The sequence below is a fragment of the Sporosarcina sp. P29 genome (assembly GCF_002743265.1).
Taxonomy (GTDB): domain Bacteria; phylum Bacillota; class Bacilli; order Bacillales_A; family Planococcaceae; genus Sporosarcina.
This window is the reverse complement of the sequence record NZ_PDYX01000012.1, coordinates 1-21597: the sequence shown is the minus strand read 5'-3', so window position 1 is coordinate 21597 and position 21597 is coordinate 1. Positions and strand designations below refer to the sequence as shown.

Here is a 21597-nt window from a genome sequence, read left to right as displayed (position 1 = left end):
CCCCCTTTTAACTAGTTCGCATCCATTGCTATACCTTTTTCCGAGTACCTATTACGCTCAATTACTACTCACCCCGTTGTAGTAAATAGTGTTTCTCTACCTTCATATAGTCAACAATCAAAATATCGCTCCGTTCCTTCGATTCATAAATCTCAGCTCCAATCGGGATATGCGATGCCATCCCCCTTGAAACTTCCCCTAGTTTCGATCCCTTTGTGAATTTCCCCATATCAGACCAACCGATATTACTTTTGTATACTTTGCCTTCAAATTTCAGCCAATCCGCTTTTGGGTCCAACTTTACCACCTGTTTTTTTGTCAAATACCCACCTTTGTTTTGTCCAACACTAGTGGTACAGCCAACCAATACAAATGACAAGCAGAGAAAAAGTAATAAAGTAAAGAACTTCCGCATAGTGCCCCCCAATATGTGACTTCTGCATTACATATTCATAGCGGTAAAGTAAATATACAAGATAAACAATGCTGGGATAAACGTGATAACAAATCCTAAAACTCGAATCCTTTTGCTTAACTGAAAAGCTAAGCCAACTATCCACACTACGATTAAACCAAGTATAGCAATATTATGTGTAGAATCCTCTCCCAAACCGCTAATTCCATAGCCCACTACACTGTTGATTAGCACAAATAAACCAGTAAAAATATTTATTGCAATGAACAGTATTCTATTCAACCCCATACCCCCCTTTTACTACTTACAGATTCCTAATCATTTGAATCGTTTTCAACGTATGACCGTCAAAGTTATCATCATATTCTTTAACGACCTCAAATCCTTTCGCTTCATAAAATTTCCGCCCAATCATATTGTCTTTTTCCACTTCAACTATAAGTTCTTTCAATTTCCCGAGAACTTCAATCCCCTTTTGTATAAGAGCCGAGCCGAGCCCCTTCCCTTGTCGATCAGGATAAAGATAAATAGCGCGCAGTTTGGATTTTCCATCTTCATCTACCTGTGAAAAATCAGCAAAGCCCACCACTTCATCATCAACCTCTACAACAAATAGATTAGAAGTTTGTAGACGCCTATTCATCATAGGAGTATCGTAAGCTGCATCCAAAAAGCAGTCTTGAATCGTACGAGGAATAATGCCTTCATACGTAGCATGCCAACTCTGCCTAGCAATATCTTGAACCCTCTCAATATCCTCACTTACCATCTCACGAACTAAAAAACTCATATAGCCCTCTCCTTAATAATTCATAATATTGTGATTTTAATTATACCCATCGGACTTGATGATTACTATAATGAAAATATATTTTTAAGATTTGAAGCGCCGGACGGGGCCATAAGAATGCGTCCATTGCTAAGTGTAAATCCTTACCACTCTTCGCTTCAACTTTACCACCACTAAACTACAAAAAGGCCCATTCAACAGCGTTACACTGTCGAATGGGCCTTCGATTTATTTATAACTATCTTTAAATCTCCTTCAGTTCCGCAATACGACGTTCAACCGCCGCATATTTCTCCAAATAATCCTTCTCTTTCGCACGCTCTTCCTCAACAACTGACTCAGGCGCCTTCGCAGTAAAACGTTCATTTGACAACTTGCCCTGAACCCGCTTCACTTCACCTTGCCACTTACCAAGCTCTTTCGTCAAGCGAGCCAATTCTTCCTCAATATCAATCAATCCCTCAAGTGGCAAATACAGCTCTGCCCCTGTCACGACTGCGGACATCGTCTTGCCTGGTGCATTCACCTTCACACCAATCGTCAATGTTTCTGGATTACAGAAGCGCACAAGATAATTACGGTTCTCTTCTAGTACCGCCACCGTCTTCTCGTCCTTCGCCGAAATATACAAATCAACTTTACGACTCATCGGTGTATTCACTTCCGCACGAATATTACGAACCGCTTTGATAATATCCATCAACAATTTCATATCCGAAGCACGTGACTTGTCCATCATCGTTGCATCTACTTCAGGCCACTTCGCTACTGTGATCGACTCACCTTCATGTGGAAGGTTCTGCCAGATTTCTTCAGTAATGAAAGGCATTAATGGGTGCAATAAACGCATCGTCTGATCAAGAACATGCGCAAGAACCGAACGAGTCGTTTTTTTGGCTACTTCATCTTCACCGTATAGTGGCAATTTCGCCATTTCGATATACCAGTCACAGAAATCATCCCAGATGAAGTTATATAATGCGCGGCCCATTTCACCGAACTCATAACGATCAGCTAAATTGGTTACTGATTCTATCGTTTCATTTAGGCGAGTTAAGATCCATGCATCTGCAACAGATTTCTTACCTGACAAATCGATTTCTTCATACGTCATACCATCCATATTCATTAAGGCGAAACGGGAAGCATTCCAAATTTTATTGGCAAAGTTCCAAATCGCTTCTACTTTTTCTGTAGAGTAACGTAGATCTTGTCCTGGTGAAGAACCGGTTGCTAGGAAGTAACGCAATGCGTCTGCACCGTATTGTTCGATTACGTCCATTGGATCTACACCGTTACCAAGAGATTTAGACATTTTTCGCCCGTCTTCCGCGCGTACTAATCCATGGATCAAGACATCCTTGAAGGGACGCTCTTCCGTGAATTCAAGTGCTTGGAAGATCATGCGGGACACCCAAAAGAAGATAATATCATATCCTGTAACAAGGGCATCTGTCGGGTAATATTTTTTGAACGTTTCGCTGTCAACATCTGGCCAGCCCATAGTCGAGAACGGCCATAGAGCAGATGAGAACCATGTATCCAATACATCATTGTCTTGTGTCCAGTTTTCTTCATCGGCTGGTGCTTCTTGACCCACATAGATTTCGCCTGTTGTGTTGTGATACCAAGCCGGAATTCGGTGACCCCACCATAGTTGACGAGAAATACACCAGTCGTGGACGTTTTCCATCCAGCTCAAATATGTTTTCTCGAAACGTTCAGGTACAAACGTTACTTTTTCTTCTTCATTTTTCTGAAGATTGATTGCTTGTTCAGCAAGTGGTTGCATATTGACGAACCATTGTGTAGAAAGGTAAGGTTCCACTACTGCGCCGCTTCGTTCCGAGTGTCCGACAGAGTGCATATGATCTTCAATTTCAAATAGTACATTCATCTCTTGCAAGTCTTTGACGATTTGCTTACGGCATTCGAAACGATCCATGCCTTCATACTTGCCTGCTAATTTATTCATCGTACCGTCCTCATTCATCACCAACACACGTGGTAAGTTATGACGGTTACCTATTTCAAAGTCATTCGGGTCATGCGCTGGTGTAATTTTCACTGCACCGCTTCCGAAATCCATTTCGACGTAGTCATCCGCTACGATTGGGATCTCGCGTCCCACGATCGGTAATTTGACCATCTTGCCGATCAAATGCTGATAGCGCTCGTCATCCGGGTGAACTGCAACAGCTGTATCACCAAGCATCGTTTCGGGACGTGTTGTCGCTATTTCAATCGAACCTGTGCCATCTGCCAACGGGTAGCGCATATGATAGAATGCACCTTGCACATCTTTATGGATAACCTCAATATCAGATATCGCTGTTTTCGTTGCAGGATCCCAGTTGATAATATATTCGCCACGGTAGATAAGCTTTTTCTCATACAATTTAACGAATACTTCATTTACTGCTTTTGATAATCCTTCATCTAACGTAAAACGCTCTTGTGAGTAATCGAGGGCTAGACCAAGTTTCGCCCATTGTGCGCGGATATGGCTCGCGTATTCTTCTTTCCATTTCCATGTTTCCTGTATGAATTTTTCGCGACCCAGATCATTGCGTGTTTTGCCTTCAGCACGAAGTTTTTCCTCTACTCTAGCTTGTGTCGCAATTCCAGCATGGTCCATTCCAGGCAACCACAATGCGTCATACCCTTGCATACGTTTCATGCGGATGAGCATATCTTGTAATGTTGTATCCCAAGCGTGCCCTAAGTGAAGCTTACCTGTAACGTTCGGTGGTGGTATCACAATCGTATACGGTTCTTTTTCACTCTTTACATCTGACTCAAAATACTTACCTTCCAGCCACCATTCATAACGTCCTTTTTCAACTGCTTGCGGATCGTATTTAGTCGGCATCGTCAATTCATCAGTCATTTCAGTTCCTCCTTCAAATAAAAAGGGATACAAAAAAGCCCCACTCATCCCGGTAAAAGGACGAAGGAGCTCGTGGTACCACCTTTATTTATGAACGCTAAAAAGCATTACATCTTCATGATTTGGTAACGGTCTTCACCGGATTCTGCTACTATAATTTCACAGAAACTGCTCATAGGGGACTTCCATATGTTGTTTCCAGGTACGTTCCACCAATCGCACCCTCTCTAAAGAAAACGGTTCACATGTACTTTCCTACTCTTCGCATTTATATTCATATACCCATTATTATAAGCGAAACATGTAGCGTCCGTCAACTGAATAGTAGTCTATAGAGAAAGGATGGTGAACGATGCGAAGAGGATATAATCCCTACTTGTTACCGCCATGGCTTCGAAAAACGAGATTTTATTGTAAAGGCTGTATTATTCCGTTAACCGTTTTTCAATTGATTCGGTTACTTTTAGTCCCGACCACTGGCGACTTTTTAGTATTTTGCTTACTCGCTGCTTTGTCCTTCTGCTTCTACAAAAACATTATTTGAATGGAAGATCTTTCTCGTTACATCGTCATCCATCTCGGCGATGTATAGGAGAAAGTCTTCCATTTCATTAGTTACTTGCTCTATCGCACGATCCGCATTTGCAAGAAACTCCATATGAGATGTCGATGCAGCTACGAACTCTGGCGCAGCGGGTTCTTCTTCAATAACGACCACTTCTTGTACAGGCTTATCCTGTTTCAAATGAACAGTCCACTCGAGCTTCAATCCTCCGTCTTCCTGTGTTGCAGTTTTAATATCCCGCACTTCAAGTTGCAAGTCTCCATCGAGTTCTACTGGCAGATCAACATTCAGAGGCACAGCATACTCAAAATACCCTTTATTGTTTTCTACTTCCACGTCATTAATAACTAATGCATCTTCAGTTGCCAATTCCACTTGCTTGTCTGCATCAAATACAACGTTTGCCGCGATATGATAGATCCCTTGCAAGCGGATCGCTTCCTCCGTACGCTCTTCCGTAAACCCTGGCGTCACCTTTACCTCAGCCGATTCAGCAAATGCCCCGTACTCAGCAGGGAAATAAAAAGACTCTTGCAATGTCCATTGATGCGTCGTCATTTTCGCTTCACTCCTTTTCTTAACTCAGGCTACTATATGAAGAAATGGAGGAGTTTAGAAGTGAAGTATAGTGTAGATTATAATGGAAGTAATCGTAACCCTGCCATCCCCCCTAAAATAATGGACATAAAAAAGCGCCAAGCAAATAAATTTGCCTGGCGCTTCATAATTATCGTTTTAACTTCTCAAATACCGTATGGAATGCTTCCACAGTTTTCGCAATATGCTCTTCTGTGTGTGCTGCTGACAAGAACATACCTTCGAATTGGGAAGGTGGTAAGAAAATACCTTCTTCCGCCATCAGACGGTAATATTCTGCGAACAGTTCCAAATCGGATGTTTTCGCTTTATCATAGTTATTGACGCGTTCGTCTGTAAAGAAGAAACCAATCATAGAACCTGCTCGATTGACGGTATGTGGAATATTATTAGCTTTCGCTGCTGCGCGGAAACCTTCTTCCAACTGATCGCCAAGTTTGATGAAGTGTTCGTATGTTTTCGGTGTCAACTTTCTCAACGTTTCGATACCAGCTGTCATGGCTAATGGGTTACCAGACAATGTACCCGCTTGATAAATAGTTCCCGCCGGCGCTACATGCTCCATAATCTTGCGTGAACCGCCATACGCTCCTACAGGGAGTCCGCCACCGATTACTTTACCTAGACATGTAATGTCCGGTTTGATGTTGAAATGACCTTGTGCGCATTTATAACCCACACGGAATCCAGTCATGACTTCATCAAAGATGAGTAATGAACCGTTTTCTTCGGTCAAATCACGTAAGCCTTTAAGGAAGCCGTTATCCGGTCCTACAACACCCATGTTTCCTGCAACAGGTTCTACAATAATCGCAGCAAGGTCGTCTCCGTACTCTTTAATAGCTAATTTAACACTTTCCAGGTCGTTATATGGAACCGTAAGAGTGTTTTGCGCAATCGATTCAGGCACTCCAGGGCTATCAGGTAAACCTAATGTAGCGACACCCGATCCCGCTTTAATAAGCAAAGAATCCGCATGTCCGTGATAGCAACCTTCGAATTTAAGGATTTTATTACGCTTCGTATAGCCACGTGCTAATCGAAGTGCACTCATCGTCGCTTCCGTACCTGAAGATACCATACGCACCATTTCAATGGATGGTACACGGTCGATCACAAGCTCTGCCAATTCATTTTCAAGAAGAGTAGGCGCTCCGAAACTTGTACCTGTTTCAGCTACTTTTTGAATTGCAGATACTACGTCAGGGTGTGTGTGTCCTAGGATTAGAGGACCCCAAGATAGAACATAGTCAATATATTCATTGCCATCGATATCTTTAATAATCGCACCTTTACCACTTTCCATAAAGATCGGATCCATATTGACTGATTTGAATGCACGAACTGGTGAGTTGACCCCACCCGGCATTAAATCAACGGCTTTTTTGAAAGCCTCTTTAGAGTTCGTATTTGTTTTTTGTCCCATATTACTTCTCCTCCAACCAGCGAGCAGCATCTTTTGCATGATACGTCATGATGATATCTGCGCCTGCACGCTTCATACTTGTTAACGTTTCTAATACAATTTTCTTCTCGTCTACCCAGCCATTTAACGCTGCTGCTTTAACCATTGCGTATTCCCCACTGACGTTATACGCTACGACAGGCAATAGCACATGATTCTTCACATCGCGAATGATATCTAGGTAAGACAATGCCGGCTTAACAATTAAGAAATCCGCGCCTTCAAGAATATCGGATTCCGCTTCACGCATTGCTTCCATACGATTTGCTGGATCCATTTGATACGTTTTACGATCACCAAATTGTGGTGTAGATTGCGCTGCTTCACGGAATGGACCGTAATAAGCAGAAGCATATTTAACCGCATACGACATGATCGGAATGTTTTGGAATCCTGCATCATCTAACGCTTGACGAATAACTGCCACAAAGCCGTCCATCATATTTGATGGTGCAATAATATCCGCTCCAGCTTTCGCTTGGCTGACTGCTGTCTTCGCAAGCAATACGAGACTTGCATCATTATCTACATCATTGTCATGAATAACGCCACAGTGACCGTGGTCTGTGTACTCACATAGGCAAGTATCTGCTACTACGACTAATTGTGGATGACGTTCCTTCACTGCGCGTGTTGCACGCTGAATGATTCCTTCATCGTCATACGCTTCAGAACCAGTTGCATCCTTTTCGGAAGGTATACCAAATAAAATAATAGAAGAAATACCTAACTCAACTACTTCATCTGTTTCTTTCAATAATAAATCAATTGAAAACTGATCTACTCCTGGCATAGAAGCAATTGGATTACGTACGTTCTCGCCTTCTGTAACAAAGATAGGATAAATGAAATCCGCTGCTTTAATTTCTGTCTCTCTTACCATCGCTCGAACGGTAGGATGTGTACGAAGTCTACGATGACGCTTAAATTCTATTGGATTCACTTGAATTCTCCCTTTCGTTTGGCCAGTTCATGAACTAGCTCGACTAATGTATACGTTTCAGGTTTGACGTGAACGGGCGCGCCTACTTTTAATAACGCACGTTCCGTAACATGTCCAATTGCGCAAACTGTAAAGCCGAACCACGTTGTTTTCGGCGCAATACGTGAAGAGAATACTTCAACCGCCGATGGGCTTGCGAACAAAACAGACACCTGATTTTTATGGAGTATAAAACGACTCAATTTATCTATTTCACTCGTTGCACTCTTGGTCTCATAGACTGTCCATTCCGATACATGAAACGGCAACTCTTCACGAATCAAACTGCCCGCGAGAGTGCCTTTCAAAAAGACTACATGTAATCGTTCTGACTTTTTTGGATTAAACTGTTTGACGAAAACATCTGCACTAAAAACGCTCGGAATGAAAGACACGGCAAAGCCAAGTTTATCTAACGCAGCCGCTGTTCGAGTTCCGACCGCGGCAACTTTTCCGTTGAACGTATCAGCCGTTACATTGAACCGCAACATCTTGGCGCGGAACGCAGCAACTGCCGATTGGCTCGTAAAAATGAGCCAATCAGCCTTCATTGCTTGTTGCAATTTTTGCTGATCAGCCTTCTTCTGTATTTCTCCGACTTCAATAAGCGGAATCGAAACCGGAATGCCACCGTAACTTTTCACAAGTTCGGCAGCTTCCGCAGATTTTGGTGTTCCGGTGAAAATAACCGTTTCTCCTGCTAACGGTAATGCGTTACGCATCCATATCCGCCTTCACTTTCTCGATTACTTCAGCAGCACCTTGGTCGCGTAAAATTCTACTGACTTCTTTACCGACTGCAACAGGATCTGTTCCTTTCACAGTTTCACGGAACACTTGAACTGCATCCGGAGAAGCGATGAAGCCAGTCATTTCCACTTCATTACCATCAAACGTTGCAAATCCACCGATTGGCACTTGGCAAGAACCATCCATTTCATTAAGGAATGTACGCTCAGCCTGTAGTTCAATCCAAGTATTCTTATCTGTTAATTTCGCTAGTTCATTTAGTAATTCTGTATCGTCTTCACGACATTCAATCGCTAATGCACCTTGTCCTACTGCTGGAATACAATCTTCAAGCGATAGGTGTTCTGTGACGATATTGTCATCCCAGCCCATACGCTTAAGTCCTGCTGCCGCTAAGAGAATTGCATCATATTCACCATCTTGAAGCTTACGTAGGCGTGTATCAATATTGCCGCGAATCCACTTAATTTCAATATCCGGACGTAACAGCAATAACTGTGAACTGCGACGAAGACTGGATGTACCGACAACCGCTCCGATCGGTAAGTCCATGAAACGCACATGGTCGTTTGCGATGTACGCATCACGTGGATCTACACGTTTAGGAATACAGCCGACTGTCAAACCGTCAGGAATTACCGCTGGCATATCTTTCATGCTATGTACGGCAAAATCAATTTCTTTATCAAATAAAGCTTGTTGAATTTCTTTTACAAATAACCCTTTACCGCCAACTTTTGACAACATGACGTCCAAGATTTGATCGCCTTTCGTCACAATCTCTTTTACTTCAAACTCAAAAGGTGCACCCGCCTGCTTCATTTGTTCGATGAACCACTTCGTTTGAGTTAAAGCTAGTTTACTTCTGCGTGAACCTACAATAATTTTTCTCACAAAACTCTCCCTTTCTTATATCCATAAATGAAATTGTGACAGCGTACTGCCTAAAAAGAAATTAATGACCGTTAAGAGAAATGCAAATATCGTCATCCAGGCAAACTCCACTGATTGAAGCTTTCCCTTATAATTGAAATAAATAACCGAAGAATAGATGAGTAATACTGCAAATGATCCCATAATTTTCACATCAAACGGAGACCAATCTTCAAGCGCTACATACGCCCACTGAACACCAAATAACAAACTGACGAATAAAATCGGAATACCGGTATAGATCGACATTTTCATTCCCGTCATCGTCTGATGTAAATTGGGTAGACTGGAAAAGCGCTTTCCAAACTTCTTACTTTTTAATACGTTATAGACAATCAAATATAATACCGCAAAAACAAATGCTAATGCGAACACTGCATACGAGAGGATTGCTGACGTAATGTGAACAAATAGTACTTCTGAAATGAGCGAATCACCTACTGTGGACGCTGTGTATTTCAAATTGGAAAAGACATGAATCATTAAAAATGCAAAACCAATGATATTTGTGAAAAACACCATAAAGTTCACTTTATAAATCAACTGGAACACAATAGATAATGTAACCAGCAACCATACATAAAAATAAATTCCTTCAACTAGCGATAATACTGGAAAGCGTTTCATCTGAATAATATAAAGTGATAAAATCGCGGTTTGTGTAACCCATACGGTAACGATGAGCCAAAAAGCAGTACGTTGGACAGCTTTTGACTTCTTCAAGTAATCAATAAAGTAGAAAACAAGACCGAGGGCATAAAGGACAATCATGAATTCCTGAAGTCTTGCGACGGTTAAATCAACCATATGCTATTCTCTGCCTTTCAAGCGAAAACCTCTCTTTTGCTAGTAAGGAGTGTTCGTCTACATTGTCTCAAATGAGAGGGTGTTACTGCAAATAATTGCATCCATAGTAAGCATCTTTCTACTATTGATATGAACAGTTATCCATTTACTGCTTATTTAACCGCAATAAAAAAGTGGCCCTGTATCGTTCTTGTGAAAGACAGATACAGAACCACCTGGGATTAGTGTTGATAATTTAAGTTCGTCACATCAACTACGTCTGATTTTTGATCAGCCCGTTTTTGAAGACGCTCTTTTGCCTGTAATGCCAGCTGTTCCTTTTCTGTTACAACATCTTCTGAGATCCCAAAGATTTGTTCAAAAAGTGCGAGTTTCTCTGCTGCTTTTTTATCAGTAGATAATTCTTTAGCCTGTAAAATAGGTTCTTTTAATAATTGATTAATAATCGACTTTGTATGCTTGTTCAGAACTTTCTTTTCACGTTCTGTTAAATCAGGCATCTTATTTTCGATGCTAGCCATCGTTTCACTCTGAATACGACTTGCCTTTTTACGCAAAGCAGAAATCATCGGCACGACACCTAGTGTTGTTAACCATTCTTTAAATGCAACAACTTCTTGTTCGATCATCAAACCGATCTCATCAGCTGCACGCTTACGCTCAGCTAAGTTTGCTTCAACAATGCCTTGCAAATCATCAATATCATACAAGAATACACTACTCAGTTCACCAATTTTTGGATCGAGGTCACGTGGCACAGCAATATCCACCATAAATAGTGGCTTGCCTTTACGAAGTCTCTCTACAAAATCCATCAATTCATAATCGATGACATATTCAGTAGCTCCTGTTGAACTGATCAAAATATCTGCTTCGAGTAACAAACACTGCAACTCTTGCATAGATTTCGCTTCACCATTAAATTTCGCCGCTAGAATTTCTGCCTTAGAGAATGTCCGGTTGATCACAGTAATCTTCCCAACACCGCTTCCTTGCAAGTTCTTGACTGCTAATTCACCCATCGTACCGGCTCCAAGAATGGCAATATGCTTATCCTTGAGAGAACCGAAAATCTTTCTCCCAAGTTCTACTGCTGCATAGGAAACTGACACGGCATTTTCTCCAATTGCAGTGTCCGTATGCGCTCTTTTTGCTGTCGTAATCGCTTGTTTGAACAATTCATTGAATACGGTACCTGTTGTACCAATATTTTGTGCAGCAAAAAAACTACTGCGAACTTGTCCTAAAATTTGCGTTTCACCAAGTACCATGGAATCAATGCCTGCAGTTACACGTAATAAATGTTCCACTGCACCATCTTCTTCATGAATAATCAAATGACTGGAGAATTCCTCCATAGGAATAGAAAACCAATCAGCAAGGAATTTTTTTATATAATATCGTCCAGTATGAATCTGATCCACCACCGCGTAAATCTCGGTGCGGTTACAAGTAGAAATAATGATGTTTTCCAAGATGCTCTTTTGCTGTTGCAATGTTTGCATCGCTTGTGGTAAATCAGCCTCGACGAATGATAGCTTCTCTCTAATTTCGACAGGGGCGGTTCGGTGGTTAACACCGACAACGACTGTATACATTAGGTGCTCACACCTTTCGGAATCTTTTTCTTACATTCATTATAACATACATAGCGCTTTAGTCGGAATGCAAATTGTGAACATCGTTTGAAGTCATAATGTAGCAATTCCATCAAAAATCACACGTTATTTACATGCGGCTTTCAATTTCACGCCATGCCTCATCCATACCCATTCCCTTTTCAGATGAAAACAGTATGAGCGGCTCATGTATTTCCATGTTAAATGTTGTGCGAACGACTTTCTTATGCTTTTCCCATTTACCTTTAGGTATTTTATCCGCTTTTGTCGCAACGACTATTGTCGGGATATTATAATGAGAAAGGAAATCGTGCATCATGCAGTCGTCTTTTGTCGGTGGATGACGTAAATCGACAATCTGCACTACCGCACGCAATTCTTCGCGTGATGTAATGTATTGTTCGATCATACCGCCCCATTTTTCTTTTTCTGTTTTCGACACTTTCGCATAGCCATACCCTGGTACGTCTACGAAAAATAATTTTTCTTCAATTTTATAGAAATTGAGCGTTTGGGTCTTCCCTGGTTTTGAAGATGTACGAGCCAAGCTTTTGCGTCCAATCATTTTATTAATGAAGGAAGATTTCCCTACATTCGAACGACCGGCTAACGCAAATTCAGGATAACCTTCTGTTGGATATTGTTCAGGTCTAACCGCACTCATAATCATTTCAACGTTATGGACTTTCATTTCTTTTCCTCCAAAGCGATATCGAGTACTTCATGAGCATCCGACACGAGTTTAAATGTTAATTCTTTTCTTACACTATCTGGAATATCATCCAAATCACGTTCGTTATCTGACGGGATGATGATCGTGCGCAATCCTGCACGGTGAGCACTAAGCGTTTTTTGTTTCAGTCCACCAATTGGCAACACACGCCCACGTAAGGTCACTTCTCCTGTCATACCAACTTCACGGCGTATCGGACGTTCCGTCAATGCGGATACTAGTGCCGTTACGATCGTTATACCGGCGGAAGGTCCGTCTTTAGGTGTAGCACCTTCCGGAACGTGAATATGAATATCCCACTTTTCATGAAAATCAGGATCTATATTAAATGTCATGGCTTTAGAACGCACATAGGATAATGCCGTTTGTGCTGATTCCTTCATGACATCCCCAAGTTTACCTGTTAGCAATAACTTACCTTTACCTGGAGATAATGAAACCTCAATTTGCAATGTATCTCCACCGACTGACGTATAAGCAAGTCCAGTGGCCATACCTACTTGATTGACCGTTTCTGCCTGTCCAAACCGGAAACGCTTTTTACCAAGTAAGGCTTCTAAAGACTTCGGACTGACTGTCAGGCTTTTCTTATCGCCCGCCAAAATTTGACGCGCAGCTTTACGACAAATGCTGGCGATTTCTCGCTCAAGTGAGCGCACTCCAGCTTCACGTGTATAGTATCGTACGACTTCCAGTACTGCTTCATCCTGGAAACGTAGTTGCGATTTCTTCAGGCCATGTTCCTTCATCTGTTTCGGAATCAAATGATTAATAGCAATCGATTGTTTTTCCTGTTCTGTATAACCAGGAATCGAAATAATTTCCATACGATCACGCAACGGCCCAGGAATAGACCCTAAATCATTCGAAGTTGCAATGAATAATACACTCGAAAGATCATACGGCTCTTCTATATAATGATCACTGAAATTGCTGTTTTGTTCAGGATCCAGTACTTCCAGCATAGCAGACGACGGATCTCCTCGGAAATCATTCGACATTTTATCAATTTCATCAAGTAGGAAGACCGGATTGATAGTGCCTGCCTTTTTCATACTTTGAATAATACGCCCAGGCATCGCGCCTACATACGTCCGACGATGACCACGGATTTCAGATTCATCACGAACACCACCTAGTGACAGACGAACAAATTCACGTCCTAAAGACTCAGCGATAGAACGAGCTAACGAAGTTTTTCCGACTCCTGGAGGACCATCTAGGCATAGAATTGGTCCTCGCAGAGAATTTGTCATCTGACGTACAGCGAGATACTCTAAAATTCGTTCTTTAACGTTTTCTAAACCTTCATGGTCACGGTTCAATATCTCTTCTGAACGAGACAAATCTAACTGGTCTTCTGTCGCATGCGTCCATGGCAGCATAATGAGCCACTCGATGTAATTGCGAATGATACCACTTTCAGCTGAAACGGAAGGAATTTTTTCATACCGTTCCAATTCACGCTCAGCAGTCTCTCTAACTGATTGTGGCATATTAGCTTCCTCAATTTTCTTCTTCAGCTCAGACACTTCGAGACCTTTACCATCTTTATCGCCTAGTTCGGTTTGAATTGCTTTTAACTGTTCACGTAAGTAAAACTCTTTTTGCGTGCGTTCCATTGCTTCTTTTACACGTTCATTAATTTTTTGTTCAAGCTCCATGATTTCCTGTTCATTGTACATTCTACTGATTAGCCATTCCAAACGCTCAGGTACATCCAGAATTTCAAGCACTTCTTGTTTAGCTGTTAATTTTAATGGTAAGTTCGATGCGATCATGTCAGCTAATCTACCCGGTTCTTGAATGCTTTCAACTGTCTCCAGTGTTTCGTCGGAAATACGTTTGCTATTCTTCGCATATCGTTTGAACTGAGCTACAAGTGAACGCATCAATGCTTCTGCTTCCGCGTCTTTTTCATCGCTCTCTTCGTAACATGTAACATTGACAACTGGATATAGATCAGCTTCCTGATAACTGCTCCACTTTGCTCTATGTATGCCCTCGATTAATACGCGATACGTACCATTCGGTAATTGAGTCATGGATTTGATGTTCGCCAGAGTACCTATTTCATGTAAATCATCTTTTTCCGGGTTTTCTAAACTTAAATCTTTTTGGGTCGCAAGGAAAACCTGATGATCACCTGCCAATGAATGTTCAATCGCGAAAATTGAGCGTTCTCGGCCAACATCAATATGTAAAAGCATCGTCGGATAAACAATCACTCCGCGAAGTGGCAATAATGGGATGTTCTGTTTTTGAATCGTCGGCATGATAAGCCACCTCCAAATAAATTATGTCTATGTATGTGTAGTGCTCAAATGAAATCTTATGTAACAAAAAGCCGACTGCCGAACGTATAGGATACGCATCGGTGGAGCCGGCCTTTTTGCCTTTTCGGCGTTATGCGGTATTTTTTTCGTTATCTGATTCGTATACAGATCCGTCTTCTCTATACAAGATCGGAGTAGACTTACCAAGAACAGAGTCCTTCGTAATGATACACTTTTTCACTTCTTCAAGTGAAGGAAGATCGTACATTACATCTAACATAATGTTTTCGATAATCGAACGAAGTCCACGTGCACCCGTCTTACGAGCAATCGCTTCTTTCGCGATTTCAATTAATGCATCATCTTCAAATTGAAGTTCTACATCATCCAGTTCAACCATCTTCTGGTATTGTTTGACGATCGCATTTTTCGGCTCAGTTAGAATTTGATACAATGTATCCGCATCTAATGTATCGAGTGTTGCGATAACCGGCAAACGACCGATGAATTCTGGAATTAAACCGTATGACTGAAGATCCTCAGGAATCAACTTAGACAATAAGCTCTCTTCTTCATTGATTTCTTGCTTGGATTCAGAACCGAAACCGATGACTTTACGTCCGATACGGCGTTTAACGATATCTTCGATGCCGTCAAATGCTCCACCTACAACGAATAAGATATTCGTTGTATCGATTTGCAGGAATTCTTGATGAGGATGCTTACGACCGCCTTGTGGTGGTACGCTCGCAACCGTTCCTTCAAGAATTTTCAGCAAGGCTTGTTGCACACCTTCACCGGATACATCACGAGTAATCGACGCGTTCTCAGATTTACGAGCCACTTTGTCGATTTCATCAATGTAAATGATTCCCTTTTCAGCTTTATCGATATCGAAGTCCGCTGCTTGAATCAATTTCAAGAGAATATTCTCTACGTCTTCCCCAACGTAGCCCGCTTCAGTTAATGAAGTCGCATCTGCAATCGCGAATGGTACATCCAAAATACGAGCCAACGTTTGCGCGAGTAATGTTTTACCGCTACCAGTTGGGCCGATTAAGACGATATTGGATTTAGCCAGCTCGACTTCATCAATTTTACTGCCTGAATTTACCCGTTTGTAATGATTGTATACCGCTACTGCGAGTGATTTCTTTGCGCGATCTTGCCCGATGATATAATCATCGAGGATACCTTGGATTTCTCTTGGTTTTGGAACGTCTTTTAGCTCGAAGCCTTCTTCAAGACCGACTTCCTCTTCCACGATTTCCGCACAAAGTTCAACGCATTCATCACAAATATAAACACCTTGACCTGCTACTAGTTTGCGGACTTGCTCTTGAGATTTCCCGCAAAAAGAACAGCTCAGGTTATCGTTTTCATCATTAAATTTGAACATTATGCTCACCCCTATTCAAGTGAATATACTACAAGATTACCATGACTTAATCAACTATTTAGAACTTAATGACCGATAACAACCAGCCGGATATGTATCGTTATTTATGATCTAGCTTATGGAGTTTCCGAAAGTCTATACATGAAGTTCTATTATTTAAGAAAAACAAGGTACGGACAAACCGTACCTTGTTACGTTCATATAAAAAGATTAGTCGATGATTTTTGCACTGTCAACAAGTAGTTGTACTGTTTTATTGAAACGAAGATCGTTTTCAAGTACAGATGTGCCACCAAGAGTAGTCTTGATTTGCTCAACGTCCATACCGAATTGCTCTGACATTTTTTCAAGTTCAGCATTTACTTCTTCTTCAGGAACTTCTACTTCTTCAGCAGCACCAATTGCTTCAAGTGTTAATGAAACACGTACGCGGCTTAGTGCATCGTCTTTCATTTGGTCGCGAAGTGTTTGCTCGTCTTGACCAGAGAACTGGAAGTAAAGATCCAAGTTCATGCCTTGCATTTGTAGACGTTGTTCGAAGTCCTGCATCATACGATCCGTTTCTGAATCGATCATCGCTTGTGGAATTTCCATTTCAGCGTTGCTTGCAGCTTGTTCTACTAAATCGTCACGAAGAGCTGTTTCAGAATCATTCTTTTTCACTTCTTCAGCTTCTTCTTTCAACTTCGTGCGTAGCTCTTCTACTGAAGATACACTCTCGTCGATTTCTTTTGCTAACTCATCATCAAGTTCAGGAACTTCTTTAGACTTGATTTCGTTAACTTTCACTTTGAATGTAGCAGGCTTTCCAGCTAATTCAGCAGCGTGATATTCTTCAGGGAAAGTGATTTCAACTTCTTTTTCTTCTCCTGTTTTCATGCCCACTACTTGCTCTTCAAATCCTGGAATAAATGAACCAGAACCTACTTCAAGTTCATAGTTATCTGACTGTCCACCTTCGAATGCTTCGCCATCAGCGAATCCTTCGAAATCGATTGTAGCTGTATCGCCATTTTCAACAACGCCGTCTTCTTTGACTACCATTTCTGCTAGTGCTTCAGCACGTTGTTCAAGTTGTGCGTCTACCTCTTCGTCTGTTACTTCAACTGCTTGACGAGTTACTTCAAGACCTTTGTATTCTCCAAGCTTTACTTCAGGCTTAAGCGCTACGATTGCAGTGAAGACAACTGGTTCGCCTTTTTCTAGCTTTTCGATGTCGATTTCAGGAGCTGCGATTGGATCTACGTCCGCTTCATCTACTGCAGCAGAGTATGCTCCAGGTAGTACGATATCGATAGCATCGTTGTAAAGTGATTCTTCACCGTACATTTTATTGAACATTTTGCGTGGCATTTTCCCTTTACGGAAACCTGGTGCCTGTACTTTCTTTACTACTTTTTTGAACGCTTCATCCAACGCTTCGTTGAAACGATCTACAGAAACTTCAAACGTAAGTTTCCCTTCGCTACCTTCTAATTTTTCCCATTTAACTGTCATATGTATGACCTCCAAATCATTTGCAATACTTTTATTTTTATTTTAATCAATTATACCTTCGCATGATTGTATCTGAATTTTTTCTGTACATCCTAAAAAATCTTCGACACTCTTTGAAGGCTTTACCTGAATCAGCTCATTTTGTTGTGCCTATTACAAGCAACAACGTTACTGAATGCAGATAAGCAGTTGACAACCATTTTAGTATAACATAGTCTATTCATCTTTCAAGAATTAATCACTGTCAGCTTTCCATTTCTTCATCCACCGAACGTATGAACGACAGCAATGACGTTTCCTCTGTCTCCTTGCCATACAATAACTGCTTTGTATATGCGACGTAAGCGCCCGCCACCTCTTCCGCTGTATAAGGTCCCCAGTGGAACGGAAACAGCAAGACACTGTACTTAAGAATCAGATTAACAACCAGTTCACTAGCTGTTGGATCTTTCTCGAATTGTGCTTTCGCAAGAAACTGTACTTCCCCGATAAATTGATCTTCTTCAGGTGACACGAGTCTCGATGGATTGGCTTCAGTCTCAAAGTGATATTTTCGAACAGCTAAAGATTCTTGATATCCCGTTTGTTGCAATAACATTAATGCATACGTCTTGACTACTGGTAACATATCCTCTGTTTCAATTACATCTACCAGCAACGGAATATACGGCTGTAATTTCTGATGTTGTAACGATAATAAGAATTCCTGTTGCTCCATCGATCCCATCTGTTGAAATTGCTCGCTTGTAATAGAAGGCTCCTCTATAGAAGGTTCTTCATAACGATCGGATAATCGACTATTCAATTCCCGCAAGTATTGAAACTTCTGCAAGCTATGTTCCGGAATGATCTCTTTCTCTAACAAACCTTGTATCGTCAGCTCTACCTCATCGTATTGTTGTAATTGGATTGAAATTGAAAGATAAAGCTCCAGTAATTCTATGTAATCGCCCGCTTGGTTTTGCATAGCTAAAAGGGCGAATTCTTTCGCTCGTCCATACTCTTTCATTTCATATAAAGAAATGGCAAGACCATCGAAAACTGTGTAGTCTTCGGGGTCAATTTCCAATACAGATTCGAAATTCTGGACCGCTTCTTCATGAAGATCACGCTCCATTGCCTGTCTACCTTCTCGATGAAGACGTTCAAGTGTTCCAGGAAAGACGACTACATTCCCTTTTCTAATGACTTGTCTACGCTTCTTTTGCACTGTACTCACCTGCCTGCTTTGTTACTTTCACTATAGCACAGCACTCTAAACCGATTCCACCTTGACGCTAAGAATGACATTAAGCAATTACACTAACGATTTATTCACTACATACCACTTCGGTTGATCCACTTCGAAAATGTTTGGCCGCACAGTAGTTTCTCTAAGTTTTCCCATCAGTATGACTACCTGCTACTCGATCCGTTTCAATGATGAATTGGGTATGTTTATACATCGAACCCTTTTTATTTTCGTATAACTCGCTCTGAAAGTTTTCTCATCATAGTAGCCGACTACCAATTGATATACTAAACTATACAGTTAAATGATTTGATACTTCACTTGCAAACTTGCGCTGATTGTAATCGTTCCAGACTCAATTGATGTTCTGCTGGTATCTGCTAAGGCCATTGCGCGGAACGCTACCGGTTGAGATGTATGCTGTTCTTCAATCTTCAAAGGAATAGGTCGATTCTGTAGTTTCAACGAAGTCCCAATCGTAATCATTTTCGTTTCTGCATCTTGCAAGGCTAGTACCAAGGCTTGCTGATATTGTTCATCTTGATCGGGCATCGTGAATTCAATTGAGCCGATTTGATTCGCACCGTTTTTGACCGCAAGATCGACGAGTTCACCTGTTCGTGAAAGTTCGTTACTTGTAATGCGGATAGAATTAATCACTTCATAACCTTGAAAGCGCTGTTCCCCATTAACATATTCATAGACTGGACGAATTTGAAAATCAATCGTTTGAATAGACGATTCCGAAATTCCCGCTTTTTGAAGCGACTGTACCACTTGATTCATACGTCTAGCATTTTCTTGCTGGATCTCCTCGAGTTCCGCTCCTCTTGATGTAACAGATAATACAATATGAACCGTAGTAGGCGAGACCTTCACTGCGCCTTCACCAAATACAGTAATCGTTCGTGTTTCTTGTTCGTTGTACATATAGAACACTCTCCTTTTTACAGTATTATCATTTCTATGCAAAACTCCAACCTAGTTAGACCTCTTTTTTGTTTGTTTACACACTAGAACGAGAATAAAGACTTCATTATAACTCCATTAAATGACTTAGAAGGGGTTCCTATGCGTGAGAGTGAAAAACAAATCGCGAAATTAGCATTGCTCGGTGAATCTATTGCCTTATTCGGTCAAGCGATTACGACGCTGGCGGCTTATCTAACATTAGTAGATGAGTAGATTGAAAGAGATCAATTTAGTAAAATGCAGAAAAGAGCTGTACATAAACCATCAGCTCTTTTCTACAACTTCATATGCAATTTCTTATAATAATTTTAAATGTGACTCCACTTGACTGCTTCAACAACTCGATCGATCCTTGATGCTTCTCTGCAATCTCTTTAACAATTGAGAGACCTAGACCATGCGCTCCGGTCTTGCCTTTTGTAAACGGAGTAAATAGTTCATCTTTAAGCGAAGAGTCAATAGCTTGTCCATCGTTATGAAAATAAAGCACAGCTTTACCATCTTCCTTTACACAACGGATCATCAGTAGAGATTTTGCATATTTCATTTGGTTGTTCAGCATATTTTCGATTAGAATTTCTATTTCATGCTGATAACCAATCACTGTCAACTGCTTAGCAAGTTGCAAGTCGACCGTTAAACCGGATGCATATACGTTTAGATCTTGGGCGACCTGTTCAATCAGTTCATCCAATTGAACAAGCTGGATATCTTGACCATTCTGAAGGTCCTCAGCATTTGACTTCGCAATGAATAATAAATCCTCTACTCTATTTTCAATTCTAGCCGTTTGCTTGGTAATGGTTTCTAGTGTTTCGTCTATAGTTCCCTTCGGATAAATTCCGTCTCTTGCAGACTCGGCATAACTGGATATAATCATAATCGGTGTCTTTAGTTCATGGGAAATATACCTCAACATGGACTGCTGTGCCAAATCCTTCTGTTTTAGATTGTATTTCATAGAGGAAAATGATGAAGCCAATTCTTGAATATCGGCATCTTCTGTTTCCAATACCAGTTCCGTGTCCCAGTTTTGCGTGTCAGTCTGCATAATATACCGCTTCAATTCATGAATATTATAATAGAGCTTGTTCGTGATCATTCGTGTGAGTAGTACAGACAAAATAAAGATGAATGCGGTAATAGCCAAAAACCACAATAACATTTTAGGTAGAATTTCACGGTAAATATCTTTAACAACAGAATACTTATATACTTTTTCACCATTTTCATAATCCAAATCGATTTTGTATAACAAGTATTTACCTTCAACTTTTTCACGGTACACTTCGCTTTCCTCCATCTGCTCAACCGCATGATCCATGATATACTCCGCTGTAGGCTGACCATGAATAGCTTCGACTATATCGATACTATGCGCTGTTACACCTAAAATCCACTCATTATAGACGCCTCGTTCGTCGTTCTTTTCATACGTATATTCATCAATAATACGATCTTCAAATATCTTCCCGAAATAATAGTACGACCAAAAGTAAACGATTGCGACACTTGCAATACTCATAAGCGTAATGAAAACAGGTTCTATAATAAATGTTGGGGTTCTCAAACAATTGAACAAAAAATGCACGTGATCACCAATTTCTTTTATACTTGAATTGTCGAGAAACAAGTCAAAGAGAAAGGTGATACGTGCATATGAATTTTATCATGAA

At 41.0% G+C, this 21597-nt stretch carries 18 protein-coding genes and 1 other annotated feature; all 18 genes read right to left on the bottom strand.

Annotated elements, in window-relative coordinates; genetic code table 11:
• Nucleotides 1–64: 64 nt before the first annotated feature.
• The 18 genes from CSV68_RS11085 to CSV68_RS10995 all read right to left on the bottom strand — a co-directional run bounded on the left by CSV68_RS11085 (nt 65) and on the right by CSV68_RS10995 (nt 21491).
• Nucleotides 65–322, bottom strand: coding sequence for a hypothetical protein (locus CSV68_RS11085; RefSeq protein WP_233192907.1), 258 nt, complete (start codon nt 320–322; stop codon nt 65–67).
• A gap of 120 nt (nt 323–442) precedes the next feature.
• Entirely contained in the window at nt 443–697 is a 255-nt protein-coding gene (locus tag CSV68_RS11080; protein WP_099662162.1) for a hypothetical protein, read from the bottom strand.
• A gap of 22 nt (nt 698–719) precedes the next feature.
• Nucleotides 720–1205, bottom strand: a complete 486-nt coding sequence (locus tag CSV68_RS11075; RefSeq protein ID WP_099662161.1) for a GNAT family N-acetyltransferase — start codon at nt 1203–1205, stop codon at nt 720–722.
• A gap of 244 nt (nt 1206–1449) precedes the next feature.
• Complete coding sequence (locus CSV68_RS11070; RefSeq protein WP_099632955.1) at nt 1450–4095, bottom strand: valine--tRNA ligase; 2646 nt, start codon at nt 4093–4095, stop codon at nt 1450–1452.
• Between the two features lie 53 nt (nt 4096–4148).
• Nucleotides 4149–4367, bottom strand: a binding site (T-box leader).
• 227 nt (nt 4368–4594) lie between these two features.
• Entirely contained in the window at nt 4595–5218 is a 624-nt protein-coding gene (locus CSV68_RS11060) for a hypothetical protein (protein ID WP_099662160.1), read from the bottom strand.
• Nucleotides 5219–5387: 169 nt separating this feature from the next.
• Nucleotides 5388–6683, bottom strand: a complete 1296-nt coding sequence (hemL, locus tag CSV68_RS11055) for a glutamate-1-semialdehyde 2,1-aminomutase (protein ID WP_099632952.1) — start codon at nt 6681–6683, stop codon at nt 5388–5390.
• A gap of 1 nt (nt 6684) precedes the next feature.
• Nucleotides 6685–7665 (bottom strand): porphobilinogen synthase, encoded by a 981-nt coding sequence (gene hemB, locus CSV68_RS11050; RefSeq protein WP_099662159.1) that lies wholly within the window; start codon nt 7663–7665, stop codon nt 6685–6687.
• Nucleotides 7662–8426 carry a uroporphyrinogen-III synthase gene (locus CSV68_RS11045; protein ID WP_099632950.1) on the bottom strand — a complete coding sequence of 255 codons (765 nt, stop codon included), beginning with the start codon at nt 8424–8426 and terminating at the stop codon, nt 7662–7664. Before CSV68_RS11045 ends, hemB begins: the two co-directional genes overlap by 4 nt.
• A complete protein-coding gene (hemC, locus tag CSV68_RS11040; RefSeq protein ID WP_099632949.1) occupies nt 8419–9348 on the bottom strand; it encodes a hydroxymethylbilane synthase in 930 nt (309 codons plus the stop codon). Before hemC ends, CSV68_RS11045 begins: the two co-directional genes overlap by 8 nt.
• 15 nt (nt 9349–9363) lie before the next feature.
• Nucleotides 9364–10194, bottom strand: coding sequence for a cytochrome c biogenesis protein CcsA (gene ccsA, locus CSV68_RS11035; RefSeq protein ID WP_099662158.1), 831 nt, complete (start codon nt 10192–10194; stop codon nt 9364–9366).
• A gap of 221 nt (nt 10195–10415) precedes the next feature.
• Nucleotides 10416–11792, bottom strand: a complete 1377-nt coding sequence (gene hemA, locus CSV68_RS11030) for a glutamyl-tRNA reductase (RefSeq protein WP_099632947.1) — start codon at nt 11790–11792, stop codon at nt 10416–10418.
• A gap of 130 nt (nt 11793–11922) precedes the next feature.
• Nucleotides 11923–12504 carry a ribosome biogenesis GTP-binding protein YihA/YsxC gene (gene yihA, locus CSV68_RS11025; RefSeq protein ID WP_085131065.1) on the bottom strand — a complete coding sequence of 194 codons (582 nt, stop codon included), beginning with the start codon at nt 12502–12504 and terminating at the stop codon, nt 11923–11925.
• Nucleotides 12501–14822, bottom strand: a complete 2322-nt coding sequence (lon, locus tag CSV68_RS11020) for an endopeptidase La (protein WP_099632946.1) — start codon at nt 14820–14822, stop codon at nt 12501–12503. The genes yihA and lon overlap by 4 nt, the downstream gene beginning before the upstream one ends.
• Before the next feature lie 130 nt (nt 14823–14952).
• Nucleotides 14953–16221: an ATP-dependent protease ATP-binding subunit ClpX gene (gene clpX / locus CSV68_RS11015; RefSeq protein WP_099632945.1), complete on the bottom strand. Its 1269-nt coding sequence runs from the start codon at nt 16219–16221 to the stop codon at nt 14953–14955.
• A gap of 210 nt (nt 16222–16431) precedes the next feature.
• Nucleotides 16432–17718, bottom strand: coding sequence for a trigger factor (tig, locus tag CSV68_RS11010; RefSeq protein ID WP_099632944.1), 1287 nt, complete (start codon nt 17716–17718; stop codon nt 16432–16434).
• A gap of 244 nt (nt 17719–17962) precedes the next feature.
• Nucleotides 17963–18928, bottom strand: a complete 966-nt coding sequence (locus CSV68_RS11005) for a tetratricopeptide repeat protein (protein WP_099662157.1) — start codon at nt 18926–18928, stop codon at nt 17963–17965.
• A gap of 321 nt (nt 18929–19249) precedes the next feature.
• Entirely contained in the window at nt 19250–19879 is a 630-nt protein-coding gene (locus tag CSV68_RS11000) for an SIMPL domain-containing protein (protein WP_099662156.1), read from the bottom strand.
• 325 nt (nt 19880–20204) lie between these two features.
• Entirely contained in the window at nt 20205–21491 is a 1287-nt protein-coding gene (locus CSV68_RS10995) for a sensor histidine kinase (protein ID WP_143561002.1), read from the bottom strand.
• Between the last annotated feature and the right edge of the window lie 106 nt (nt 21492–21597).